Genomic DNA, 11,899 nt, shown 5'->3' on the forward strand with positions numbered 1-11,899 from the left:
CGCCGCATCGCTGCGGCAGGCCCGTTCACTTCGCTGGCGTCAATCGCACTGCGCGCCGGGGAACCCCTGCGCCAGCCAGTCCTGCGACTTGATGCCTTCAGGCGGGTTCACGCAGCGGGCGTCGTAATATTCGACATCGACCAGTTCCATCTTGCCGGCATCGGCATTCCACTTCGTGGTGCCGATGGCGTTGGGCTGGATCGCCTGATGACCATCCGCAAGCGCCATCTCGATGTGGCCCGAAGGCGCATCCCAGGACAGCCCCTTCATGGCCGCCGCCAGTTCCTCGCTCGTCGGTTTCGTCCCGCCATTTTCCGCCATCGCCTTTTCGACCGCCGTCTTCAGGCCGAACAGCGCCTGCCACATCCGGAAAGGCGCCTGCACCGGGAAGGTGCCGTATTCCGCCTCATAGGCCTCCCACATGGTGTCGGTCAGCTCCTTCAACTCACCGCCACGGGCCTGGGCCGCCAGCCCGTTGACGCCGCGGGCGCCAAGGAAAATGCCGTCCGGCATCTTGTCCTGAAGCTGCGGGATCACGTGGTCGCCCGCCGCCAGCGCCAGCTGCGCGCGCTCGTGCAGGCCCCGCGCCGTGGCCTGGATCAGGAAACCCTGCAAGTCTCCGCCCCAGTTCGACGAATGCACCAGCGCCGGATTCTCGCGCAGGAGCGCCGAGATTTCGGTGCCATATTGTCCCGCGCCGAATTTCGGGAACAGCGCGGTCTTCACTTCGGCATCCGGGTAAAGCTGCGTCATGGCGCCTGTGAAATCGGCCCAGCTGTCCTGGCCCCATGCGTAGTCCTGGTTCAGCCCGGCAAAGCTGGGAACGTCGAAATTGCGCGACTTCAGGTAGCGCGCCAGGCTGACGTTATCCATCGTGGCGTGGGCCGCGGTGCGGAACACGTAGTCATAACTGCCGTCTTCAAAGACGCGCGGTGTGCCGCAGTCATACAGGATCGTGAAGGCCTTCAGTTCGTCCGCGACCGGCGGAACGGCGAGACAGTCGCCCGAGGACACATAGCCCACGACCGCATCCACCTCTTCGCGCTGCACGAGGTTGCGGAACTCCTGCACCTGCTTGGTGGCGCCACCGGCCTCGTCGACGACGACGACCTCGATGTTCATGCCGCCAAAACCTTGCTGGTCATAGGGTGCGGGCAGCCTGCCGCCCTCGTTCAGCATGTCCACCAGCAGTTTGCCGCCGTTCCAGGCCGGCACGCCGAAGCTTTCCGCCGCCTGGCCGGACAGGAACGTGATCACGCCGATCTTGAACGTGTCGTCCGCAGCCGCCACCGGCCCGGCCATTCCGGCGGCCAATGTCATAGCGGCCAGTGCGCCGCCTATCCTGGGTTTCATCATTTTCATGGTCTCCTCCCTGAGTCATGTCCGGACCGGTCATTCGGCGCGCTCCCTATAGCGCGGCGGGTCTCCTCCATGCGCGGGTTCGTCCGCGCACACCCGCCACAAACAGCGCCGGCTGATCGCTTAGTGTCCTATTGTTGGACACTGTGGCCCAATTGACGCTCCGTCAACCGAAATATGACGGCCGGATCGGGGAAGAGCGCAGGTCGTGGTTTCGCCGGGCGGGGAATGCCTCCCGGTTGCGGGCTTACAGCCGGGCGAGATCGACCAGGGCCGAATGCGCGCTGCACCCCTGTCCGAGCCGGGACGTGCCGATATCGGCGGTCAGCACGTTCGGGTTGCCATTCGGGTCGATGTTCCCCCCCGGATCGCCGAACCATGCGCCGGTCGGCAGGGCGACGACACCCTCGCGCACATCCTCCGATACCATGGCGCGGGCGCGGCAGGAGCCGCGGGCATTGAAAACGCGGACCAGATCGCCGGTGGCGATGTTCCGGGGCGCCGCATCCGCGGGATGCACCACGATCGTCTCGGGCCGCGCCCCTTCGACATCCGCCAATGCGCTTTCCAACTGGCTGTGCAGCTTGTCGCCCGGCTGGGGCGAGACAAGGTGCAAGGGGGCCGCGCCGGTCGCCGCGCCCAGCCACTCGGAAGGTGGCAACCAGACCGGGTGGCCCGGACAATCGTCATAGCCGAAGCCATCTATGGTCTCCGAGAAAATCTCGATCTTTCCGGAGGGTGTGGCGAGCGGACACCGCTCCGGGTCTTCGCGAAACGGGGCCAGCAAGGTCCGGTTCGGACCTTCCGTCTTCAGAGGCAGCCGGACCCAGTTGCGCGCCTTGAGGGTTTCGAAATCCGGGACTTCGACGCCTTCGCCCTCGGCCTTGCGCCGATATCCTTCATAGAGCGTGCGAATCCATTCAGCAGAGGACCGGCCCTCGGTGAACTCCGCCGCCAGCCCAAGCCGCTCCGCGAGCGCGGTCAGGATCTCGTAATCGTCGCGCGCGTCCGCCACCGGCGGAATGAGTTGCGGCATGTAAAAGAGGTAGTCGTCCATGTTCGAACGGCCGATATCCTCGCGTTCATAGGGCGTCGTGGCCGGAAAGACGATATCGGCGCGTTTGGCGGTCGCCGTCCACCAAGGTTCGTGGACGATGATCGTCTCGGGCTTCTTCCAGGCTTCGTGCAACGCGTTGAGATCCTGGTGGTGGTGGAACGGGTTGCCCCCGGCCCAGTAAACCAGCCGGATGTCGGGATAGCGCTGCCGCCGCCCGTTGAAATCGTAGAAAGCCCCCGGATGACGCAGCATGTCGCCGATCCGTGCGACCGGGATCATCGTTTGCACCGGGTTCTCGCCCTGGGAAAAGGTCATTCCAGTCAGACCCTTGAGCGATTTCCCGACGCCGCCGATCGCTCCGTAGCCATAGCCCACGCCGCCGCCCGGCAGCCCGATCTGGCCCAGCATCGCAGCCAGAACGGCGGACATCCAATAGGGCTGTTCGCCATGCTCGGCCCGTTGCAGCGACCAGGCGACGGTGATGAACGTGCGGGTAGAGGCCATGCGCCGCGCAAGAGCCCGGATCGCATCCGGGCCGACCCCGCAGAGCGGTGCGGCCCATTCCGGCGACTTGGGCGCGCCATCGCTTTCACCCAGCAGGTAGGGGCGAAAGCGCTCAAAGCCGACGGTGCAACGGGTCAGGAAGTCATGATCGGTCAACCCTTCGGTCTCGACCACATGTGCGATGGCCAGCATCAGAGCCGTATCCGAACCGGGCCGGACGGAGATCCAATCGCAACCCGCGGGCGCGTCTGTCTTCTGCGGGGCGATGTTGACGCGGCGCATGCCCTTTTCCGCGAACCTGTCGAACCAGTGCACGGTCTCGTGCCGGGTGATGCCCCCCATGCTGACCTGCGCGTTCTTCGGGTTGACGCCGCCGAACATGACCAGCGTTTCCGTGTGGTCGGCGATCGTCTCCCAGCTGTCCTGGTGTTCGTAGAGGAACGGCAGGAACGGCCCCCCCAGCACATGCGGCATGATCGCCTGCGCGCATCCGGTGGAATAGCTGCCGAACGACGCCACATAGCCGCCGATGGTGTTCAGGAACCGGTGCGCCTGGCTTTGCGCGTGATGAAACCGGCCTGCCGAACTCCAACCGTAGGAGCCTCCGAAAATCGCCTCGTTGCCGAAACGCTTGCGCACCCGGTCCAGTTCCGCCGCCGCGATGTCCAGCGCCTCGTCCCAGGGCAGATCGACGAACTCGTCGCTTCCCCGACCGCCGCGGTCCCGGCTTTCAAGCCACCCCCGGCGGATCGCAGGACGCGCCACGCGGGTCCGGTGATGCACCGCCTTGGGCAGAATGTCGGGGATGGCGCTGGGATGCGGATCTTCCGGAAAGGGCCGCGTGCCGACGATCCGCCCCCCCAAGGTGTCGACCTCGAAAGCGCCCCAATGGCTCGATGTCACATGTGTGCGAAGTTCAGGACGTTTCGCCATCACGGCCTCCCTTGAAACGGCGCCCGCGCGTCAGGATAATACCGGATCGGAGCGTTACCGCCCAAAAACCAGATCCGCACCGGAAAATCCAGCCGCTTGGTGTCCCCAAGCCGGCAATGGTGTTCTTCCCGCGCCGGCGACCCAGCCGATGGTCCGCCCGGAGCGGTTTCGTTCGTCGTCCGACGACCGGTCCCCGAACGCCCCGCACCGGTGGCCCGCGATCACGCAATCGTGGGGGCAGTTGAAGCGATTCCGCCTGTCCCGTCCTTTGGATTCGCCTTGAAACCCGCTACTCTTTTTCGGGAGGTTTCATGGTATCGTACGGAGGCCGGCGACAGCAGCCAAAGAGGAGAAAACGACATGACCGCCGCCCTTTTCCATCGCCGATTCTTCCTCGCCACCGGCGGCTCCTTGCTGGCTCTTGGCGGGGCCGGGCTCATGTCTCCGGCGCGCGCGCGGGGGTTGGCCGCGACGCCCACCATGCGCGGCGGGGCCAACAACTACCGCCCCGGCGCGCCAGTCGTGGACCGGATCGGCCATGGCGGGTTCTGGATGTCGGGCACGGTGCGACGCGCCGGGGATGGCGCTCCGCTGGCGGGACAACGCATCCAGATCTGGGCGCATACCACAGAAGGGCACGAACGCGACCCGCACAGCCATGGCGCCACCCTGACGGATGCGAACGGCGTGTTCCGGCTTGAAATGCCGCAGATCGTCCCTGCGTTCGGGCAGCCTCATGGCCATCTCGCCTATGACAGCGGCGATTTCGAAACGGTCTTTCTCCGCCCGGTGATGCGCAGCGCGAAGGAGACCAACCTGGAGGCGCATTTCGTCCTGAAACCGGTCTGACCGGCTTGGAACCGACGCTGCCGCGCCTGGCCCGAGGCGGCGTGATCTGGGCCGCTCTCGCAGTTGCCATCGCCGTCCCGATACAGGCGGCAGCGACAAGCCCCCTGCTTGCCTGGCGCGATCCGGTCTATATCGCCGCCGGGTTTGCCGGAGTCCTCGCCATGGCGCTCTTGCTGGTGCAGCCCTTGCTGGCCGCCGGGATCCTGCCGGGGCTGCGGGGAATGGCCGGGCGGCGCATCCATCGCTGGACCGGCGGCTGTATCGTCATCGCGGTGCTGATCCACGTGGCCGGGCTTTGGCTCACCAGCCCGCCGGACGTGGTCGATGCGCTGCTATTCAGGTCTCCGACGCCGTTTTCGCCCTGGGGTGTCGTTGCCATGTGGGCGCTCTTTCTGACGGCGATTCTCGCGGTGCTGCGCCGGCGGTTGCGCCGGCGCCTGCGGGCCTGGCGGCTCGGTCATATCTCGCTCGCGACCGTGATCGTCGTGGGTAGCGTGATCCACGCGCTTCTAATCGAAGGAACGATGGGCACGCTGTCCAAGACGGCGCTTTGCGTCCTTGTCCTCCTCGCGACCCTGAAAGCCGTTTCCGGCCTGCGGCCATGACCGAAGCGACCGGCCCGACACTGAAGACCGGCCGCAATTCGTCCGGACCAGCGCCGCCCACCCGGTTCAACCGGACAGCGCGCAACCGGCCTCAATGGGCAATCATGACATGACGCACGGCGGTGTAGTCTTCCAGGGCATACATCGACATGTCCTTGCCGTAGCCGGACTGTTTCAGGCCGCCATGCGGCATCTCGTTGACCAGCATGAAATGCGTGTTCACCCAGGTGCAGCCGTAGCGCATGCGGCCCGACACATCCAGCGCGCGGCCGACATCCCGCGTCCAGATCGATGATGCGAGGCCGTAGTCGCTGTCATTGGCCCATGCGACCGCTTCTTCGGTGTCGGTGAAGCGCGTCACCGAAACGACCGGGCCGAAGACTTCGCGCTGCACGATCTCGTCGGTCTGTTTCGCGCCGGCGATGACGGTCGGCTGATAGTAGTATCCGTTGCCCTGATGCAGCTTGCCGCCGGTGGTGATTTCCATGTGCTTCTGCTCGCGGGTGCGTTCCACGAAGCTGGCGACCCGGTCGCGCTGGCGGACGGAAATCAGCGGCGGAATCTCGTTCAGCGTATCGTCCGGGTTGTCATACACGATACTGGAAACGGCCGAGGACAGGTCCGCCACCAGCCTGTCATAGATCTTCGGCCCCGCGTAGATCCGGCACGCGGCGGTGCAATCCTGCCCCGCATTGTAGTATCCGAAGGCTTTCAGCCCCGTCACCACCCTGTCCAGATCCGCGTCGTCGAACACGATGACCGGCGCCTTGCCGCCCAGTTCCAGATGCGTCCGCTTGACGGTTTTCGACGCCGCCTGAAGCACCTTCTTGCCGGTGGCCACGTCCCCGGTGATCGACACCATGTCCACGTCGGGATGGCTGATCAGGGTGTTGCCGACGCTGGCGCCCTGCCCAACCACCACGTTCACCACGCCTTCCGGCAGGATATCGGCCATGAGCCTGGCCAGTTTCATTGCGGTCAGGGGGGTCTGTTCGGACGGTTTCAGGACCACCGTGTTGCCACCGGCCAGAGCGGGCGCCAGTTTCCAGGCCATCATCATCATCGGGTAATTCCAGGGCGCGATCGACGCCACGACGCCGATCGGGTCGCGGCGCACCATGGAGGTGTGCCCGGCGAGGTATTCGCCCGCGGCCGATGTGTGCATGTTGCGCACCGCGCCGGCGAAGTAGCGGAAGCAATCGGCGACGGCGGGGACTTCTTCGTTTCGCACCTCGTTGATCGGCTTGCCGCAGTTCAACGCCTCGAGCTGGGCCAGTTCCTCGAGATTGGCCTCGATGGCATCGGCGATCGCCAGCAGTTTTGCGGACCGTTCGGACGGCGTGGTCCGGGACCAGGATGCGAAGGCGGCCCTTGCCGCCGCCACCGCCCGGTCGACCTGGCCGGTGTTCGCCTCGGGCAGGTTCAGGATCACTTCGCCCGAACGCGGGTTCAGCACCTTTTCTTCCACGTCGGTTCCTGCCTCAAACGACGCGCCGATGAGCATTTTGGTTTCCATGAGGACTCTCCCAGTTGGTTACTTGCCCTGACCCGCCACCGTGTCGGTGCCGCGTGTCAGGTAATAGGCGCCGAGGATCGGCAGGAATGTGACCAGCACAACGACCATGGCGACCACGTTGGTCACGGGGCGTTCGCGCGGACGGACAAGTTCTTCGAGCATCCAGATCGGCAGGGTCTGCTGTTGCCCGGCGGTGAAAGTGGTCACGATGACCTCGTCGAAGGACAGCGCGAAGGCAAGCATCCCGCCCGCCAGCAGCGCGGTCGAAATATTGGGCAGGATGACGTATCGAAAGGTCTGGAAGCTGTTCGCGCCCAGGTCCATCGACGCCTCCACCAGCGACCCCGAAACGCGCCGGAACCGCGCCACCGCATTGTTGTAGACGACCACGACGCAGAAGGTCGCGTGCCCCAGAACGATGGTCCAGAAGCTGAACGGAATATCCGCGAGGTTGAAGGCCGAGCGCAGCGAGATGCCCGTGATGATCCCCGGCAAGGCGATCGGCAGGATCACCAGCAGGGAAATCACTTCGCGACCGAAGAACTTGGTCCGGCTCACCGCCGCGGCGCAGAGTGTTCCGAGCACCAGCGCAATTACCGTCGAGATGCTGGCGACCTTCACCGACAGCCAGAGCGCCTGCCAGACATCGGGGCGCCCCCAGGTCACGGCGAACCATTTCAGGGTCAGGCCCGGTGGCGGCCACTGGTAGGATTTGTCCTCGGTCGTGAACGCATAGACAAAGATCAGCAGGATCGGCAGGTGCATGAAGGCCAGGCCAAGACCGGCGGCGACCTTCAGGCCCAGGGGCGCGCGGTCAGAGTGCATCGAAAGCCCCCTGCCGCTTGGCGATCCATAGGTAAACCGCCATCAGAAGGATCGGCACGACGGCAAAGGCCGCGGCCAGCGGAATGTTCCCGGCGGTTCCCTGGTAGGCATAGACCGCCTGGCCGATGAACCGGCGGGACGATCCGACGATCTGCGGAATGATGTAATCCCCCAGCGTCAGCGAAAAGGTAAAGATCGACCCGGCGATCACTCCGGGCAGCGCCAGCGGAAACAGCACGTGACGAAATGTCTGCGCGGGCCGCGCCCCGAGGTCGCCCGAGGCTTCCAGCATGGAATGCGGCACCCGTTCCAGCGCCGCCTGTATCGGCAGGATCATGAACGGCAGCCAGACGTAGAGAAACACCAGGAAAGTGCCTGTCGCGCTGACCGACAGCGAATTGCCGCCGATGACCGGAATGGCCAGATACGCGTTCAGAAACCAGCCCAGGTGCAGGGTCTCGAACATCCAGTTCAGAATGCCTTCCTTGGCGAGGATCAGCTTCCAGGAATAGACCTTGACGAGGTAGCTCGACCACAAGGGCATCATCACGCCCAGATAGAAGATCGCCTTCCATTTGCCACGCGCATATCTCGCCGCGAAATAGGCCACCGGGAAACCGACCGCCGCCGCCCCCACCGTCACCGCCGCCGCCATCACCACCGTGCGCAGGATGATATCGAAGTTCGACGGCCGGAACAGTTCCGCATATGTCTTCAGGGTGAATTCATACTGGATGATGCCGGTGAATTCGTCGATCGAGAAAAAGCTCTGCGCCAACAGGGCGAAGAGCGATCCGAGATAGATGATCCCCAGCCATGCCGCGGGCGGCAGGATCAGCAGGAAGATCAGCAGCCCCGGCCTGCGCCAGAGCGTATCCGACAGCCGGCCGAACAGGCCGGCGCCACGATCGGAGACCGCCTGCATGCTCATGCGCGATCCATCACATGCAGATCTTCGGCGGCCCAGTTGACGGTCACGGTATCCCCCACTTTCGGAAAGGTGTCGGACTTGGGCAGCAGCATCGTCATCGGCACATCCCCGATCCGGATGCCGATCCGGGTGGCGGCCCCCAGGAAACTGACGCTGCGCACGGTCGCGCTATGCCCCTGTTCGGACAGATGGACCGCTTCCGGCCGAAGCGCGCCATGGGCCTTGCGCCCGGTCAGCTGCGCGACGAATTCGGGCGGCAGCACGTTCGAGGATCCGACGAAATCCGCAACGAACGGCGTTTCAGGGCGGAAATAGATCGTTTCGGGCGCGCCGATCTGCACGATCCGGCCTTCGTTGAACACCGCCACCCGGTCGGCCATGGACAGGGCCTCGCCCTGATCGTGGGTGACGAAAATGAACGTGATGCCGAGGCTGCGTTGCAGCGATTTCAGTTCTTCCTGCATCTGTTCACGCAGCTTCAGGTCCAGCGCGCCCAGCGGTTCGTCCAGCAGCAGCGCCTTGGGTTCGTTCACCAGCGCCCGCGCCAGGGCCACCCGCTGGCGCTGGCCGCCGGACAGTTCGGAGGGCTTGCGATCCCCGTAACCCGTGAGCGCCACCATCTCCAAAGCGCCATCCGCCGCCCCATGACGCTGCGCCTTGGGCTGCCCGGCGACCATCAGCCCGTATGCCACGTTGTCCCGCACGTTGAGATGCGGAAACAGGGCGTAGTCCTGAAACACCGTGTTCACGTTGCGCCTGTAGGGCGGAATGCCCTGCGCCACCTGCCCGAATATCCGGATCTCTCCGGCGGTCGGACGTTCGAACCCTGCGATCAGGCGCAGGCTCGTGGTCTTGCCGGACCCCGAAGGCCCGAGCATCGCAAAGAATTCGCCCTCGGCGATGTCCAGATCGACGTTGTCCACGGCCCTGACGTCACCATAGTGGCGCGAAACGCCGGAAAAGCGGATTGCAGATGTCATGAGTTTTCCAAACTGCGTCCCGCCACCGGCGTGGCGGGACCGGAGAGCTCCGGGGGTCAGCGGCCGCCGATGACGCCGATATAGTCCGACACCCAGCGGTAATAGGGCACGCATGTGCCCTGGCTTTCGCAGGATGACACCGGCGTCGTCCAGAACTTGATGCGTTCGAAATCGTCCATGCCGTTCGTCGTGCAGCCTTCGTCGGTCTGCATTCCGCGCCCGTCGGTGCAGGCAGCAGGAACGGCGGGGTTCGCACCGAACCAGACCGACAGGTCGGATTGCAGGTTGGACGCCAGCGAATGCTCCATCCACATATAGCTGCAATTGGGGTTTTCCGCGTCCACATGCATCATCGTGGAATCGGCCCAACCGGTCGCGCCCTCTTGCGGGATCGTCGAGGCGACCGGCGCCGAACCGGCCTTGAGCAGGTTCACCTGGAACGGCCATGTGCCCGATGCCGCCATGCCTTCGTTCTTGAAGTCGTCGATCTGGATGAAGGCGTCATGCCAGTAGCGGCTGACCAGTTTGCGCTGCTCGCGCAGCAGATCGAGCGCCGCCGCATATTGGTCCTCGTTCAGTTCGTAGGGCGACGTGATGCCCAGGTCCGGCTGATTGAACATCAGGTAGTTGGCCGCATCGGCGATATGGATCGGGCCGTCATAGGCCTGCACGCGGCCTGCGTTGGGCTGCCCGTCCGGCAGGTCCATCGGCTTGAACACCACGTCCCAGCTCGCGGGGGCCTCGGGAAAGACTTCGGTGGAATACATCAGCACGTTCGGGCCCCACATGTAGGGCACCCCATAGTGGGTTCCGTCCACATAATGCCAGGGCGCTTCCTTGAGCCGGTCATCGACCGTGGACCAGCTCGGGATCAGGTCGATGTTGATCGGTTGCACCCGCTTGCCCGCCACCATCCGCAGCGACGCATCGCCCGACGCCGTCACCAGATCAAAGCCGCCTTCGTTCATCAGCGCGACCATTTCATCGCTGGTGTTGGCGTTCTTGATGTTGACCTTGCAGCCGGTCTTTTCCTCGAAAGCCGTGATCCAGTCAAAGGCCTTGTCGGTTTCGCCGCGCTCCAGATAGCCGGGCCAGGCGACGATATTGACCTGCCCTTCGCCTTCGCCGATTTCAGAGAGCATGTTCTGCGCCGCGGCCTGACCGGCGACCGCCAACCCCAGCACCAGCGCGGTGCCCGATCTCAAAACATTCTTCATTCGCAATTCCCCTGTGGTTTGATCCGACAATTTCGCCTGGTGTTCGGGAAACAGTGCGGCATGCCCGGCGCATTCGCAAATTCAATTGACAGAAATTCCATATCGGTTTTTCCGATACCCCACGGTCACGTGTTTCCGATCATCCTGTGCGCCTGGGCGACGGCGACGAACTCCCGCGCGGCGGCGGAAAGTTTCGACCCCTTGCGCCAGACCAGACCGACCTGCACCACCGGCAAGGACCCGGAGACATCGCGCGCCTCGATCCGGTCGCCTTCCAGAGACCAGGGCCGGTAGACGAGGTCGGGCAACAGGGCGACACCGGCGCCGGTCGCGACCAGCGACCGCACCGCTTCGACCGACCGGGTCCGGAACGCCACCTTGGGCCGGGTGCCGAGAACGGACAAAAGTTTCACGGTCTCCTGTTCCATCTCGTCGATGTTCAGGATGATCAAGGGCTCTTCCTTCAGGTCGGACAGGCTGATGCTGTCCTGGCCGGTCAGCCGATGCCCCAGCGGCATCCACAGCCGGTAGGGCGAAACATCCAGCGTTTCGGCGTGCAGCGCATGGCGCTCTCCCACCCGCGATGTCATCATGACCGCCACATCCATCTCGCCGCCGATCAGCAGATGTTCCAGGTATTCGCCCGAATCCTCGATGGCGCTGATCTCGACCTTCGGGTTGGCGCGGCGATATTTCGCCAGCAGGTCGGAAATCACATAACCCGCCACCAGCGATGTCAGCCCGAGATGCAGTTTGCCCTGCGCGGACCGGCCTTCGTCGTCAAAGGCCCGCCGCGCGCCCGAGACTTCCGCCAGGATCGTCGTCGCGTGGCGCAGGAACTGGTTGCCCCGGTGCGTGATCCGCAATCCGCGTGAGTGACGGTCAAACAGCTTGACGCCCAGATCCGCCTCGAGATCCTTGACGGCCTCCGTCACGGCGCTTTGGGAAATCGACAGGGACTGGGCGGCGGCGCTGACCGATCCGTGTTCCGCCACGGCAACGAAATAATTCAATTGACGAAGCGTGAATGACACCGCCCGGCCCGTTCCCTGTGAATTGGCGAAAGACTAAGGCGCGATCCCGGCGCGGCGGCGACAAGCGCCGCACCGGGATCAATGGCCTG

10 protein-coding genes are annotated in these 11,899 nt (G+C 64.5%); 2 read left to right on the plus strand and 8 right to left on the minus strand.

Annotated features, from left to right (window positions below):
- Positions 1-39: 39 nt before the first annotated feature.
- Positions 40-1,356, minus strand: coding sequence for an ABC transporter substrate-binding protein (locus QO034_RS02500; RefSeq protein WP_284483925.1), 1,317 nt, complete (start codon positions 1,354-1,356; stop codon positions 40-42).
- A gap of 250 nt (positions 1,357-1,606) precedes the next feature.
- Positions 1,607-3,853: a molybdopterin-dependent oxidoreductase gene (locus tag QO034_RS02505; RefSeq protein ID WP_284483926.1), complete on the minus strand. Its 2,247-nt coding sequence runs from the start codon at positions 3,851-3,853 to the stop codon at positions 1,607-1,609.
- A 360-nt stretch (positions 3,854-4,213) separates the two neighbouring features.
- On the opposite strand from QO034_RS02505, the gene QO034_RS02510 reads away from it, so the two are divergent.
- Together QO034_RS02510 and QO034_RS02515 are read left to right on the plus strand one after the other, a co-directional pair.
- Entirely contained in the window at positions 4,214-4,702 is a 489-nt protein-coding gene (locus tag QO034_RS02510; RefSeq protein ID WP_284483927.1) for a peptidase associated/transthyretin-like domain-containing protein, read from the plus strand.
- Positions 4,703-4,707: 5 nt separating this feature from the next.
- Positions 4,708-5,307: a ferric reductase-like transmembrane domain-containing protein gene (locus tag QO034_RS02515; protein WP_284483928.1), complete on the plus strand. Its 600-nt coding sequence runs from the start codon at positions 4,708-4,710 to the stop codon at positions 5,305-5,307.
- A gap of 91 nt (positions 5,308-5,398) precedes the next feature.
- Here QO034_RS02515 and QO034_RS02520 read toward each other — a convergent pair whose 3' ends face one another.
- From QO034_RS02520 to QO034_RS02545, 6 genes are all read right to left on the minus strand, one after another.
- Positions 5,399-6,823, minus strand: a complete 1,425-nt coding sequence (locus QO034_RS02520; protein ID WP_284483929.1) for a gamma-aminobutyraldehyde dehydrogenase — start codon at positions 6,821-6,823, stop codon at positions 5,399-5,401.
- Positions 6,824-6,841: 18 nt separating this feature from the next.
- Positions 6,842-7,648, minus strand: coding sequence for an ABC transporter permease (locus QO034_RS02525; protein ID WP_284483930.1), 807 nt, complete (start codon positions 7,646-7,648; stop codon positions 6,842-6,844).
- Positions 7,638-8,579: an ABC transporter permease gene (locus QO034_RS02530; RefSeq protein ID WP_284483931.1), complete on the minus strand. Its 942-nt coding sequence runs from the start codon at positions 8,577-8,579 to the stop codon at positions 7,638-7,640. Before QO034_RS02530 ends, QO034_RS02525 begins: the two co-directional genes overlap by 11 nt.
- The gene (locus QO034_RS02535; RefSeq protein WP_284483932.1) at positions 8,576-9,559 is read right to left on the minus strand and encodes an ABC transporter ATP-binding protein; all 984 of its coding nucleotides are present in this window, start codon (positions 9,557-9,559) and stop codon (positions 8,576-8,578) included. Before QO034_RS02535 ends, QO034_RS02530 begins: the two co-directional genes overlap by 4 nt.
- A gap of 56 nt (positions 9,560-9,615) precedes the next feature.
- Positions 9,616-10,776, minus strand: coding sequence for an ABC transporter substrate-binding protein (locus QO034_RS02540; RefSeq protein ID WP_284483933.1), 1,161 nt, complete (start codon positions 10,774-10,776; stop codon positions 9,616-9,618).
- Positions 10,777-10,901: 125 nt separating this feature from the next.
- Positions 10,902-11,810, minus strand: a complete 909-nt coding sequence (locus QO034_RS02545) for a LysR family transcriptional regulator (RefSeq protein ID WP_284483934.1) — start codon at positions 11,808-11,810, stop codon at positions 10,902-10,904.
- Positions 11,811-11,899: the final 89 nt, after the last annotated feature.

The organism is Sedimentitalea xiamensis (genome assembly GCF_030164465.1).
GTDB classification, from domain to species: Bacteria; Pseudomonadota; Alphaproteobacteria; order Rhodobacterales; family Rhodobacteraceae; genus Sedimentitalea; species Sedimentitalea xiamensis.

Excerpts from the sequence above, each read along its gene's own strand:
- QO034_RS02535 (WP_284483932.1), bottom strand. The coding sequence starts at position 9,559 with ATGACATCTGCAATCCGCTTTTCCGGCGTTTCGCGCCACTATGGTGAC.
- QO034_RS02505 (WP_284483926.1), bottom strand. The coding sequence starts at position 3,853 with ATGGCGAAACGTCCTGAACTTCGCACACATGTGACATCGAGCCATTGG.
- QO034_RS02540 (WP_284483933.1), bottom strand. The coding sequence starts at position 10,776 with ATGAAGAATGTTTTGAGATCGGGCACCGCGCTGGTGCTGGGGTTGGCG.
- QO034_RS02525 (WP_284483930.1), bottom strand. The coding sequence starts at position 7,648 with ATGCACTCTGACCGCGCGCCCCTGGGCCTGAAGGTCGCCGCCGGTCTT.
- QO034_RS02510 (WP_284483927.1), top strand. The coding sequence starts at position 4,214 with ATGACCGCCGCCCTTTTCCATCGCCGATTCTTCCTCGCCACCGGCGGC.
- QO034_RS02520 (WP_284483929.1), bottom strand. The coding sequence starts at position 6,823 with ATGGAAACCAAAATGCTCATCGGCGCGTCGTTTGAGGCAGGAACCGAC.
- QO034_RS02530 (WP_284483931.1), bottom strand. The coding sequence starts at position 8,579 with ATGAGCATGCAGGCGGTCTCCGATCGTGGCGCCGGCCTGTTCGGCCGG.
- QO034_RS02500 (WP_284483925.1), bottom strand. The coding sequence starts at position 1,356 with ATGATGAAACCCAGGATAGGCGGCGCACTGGCCGCTATGACATTGGCC.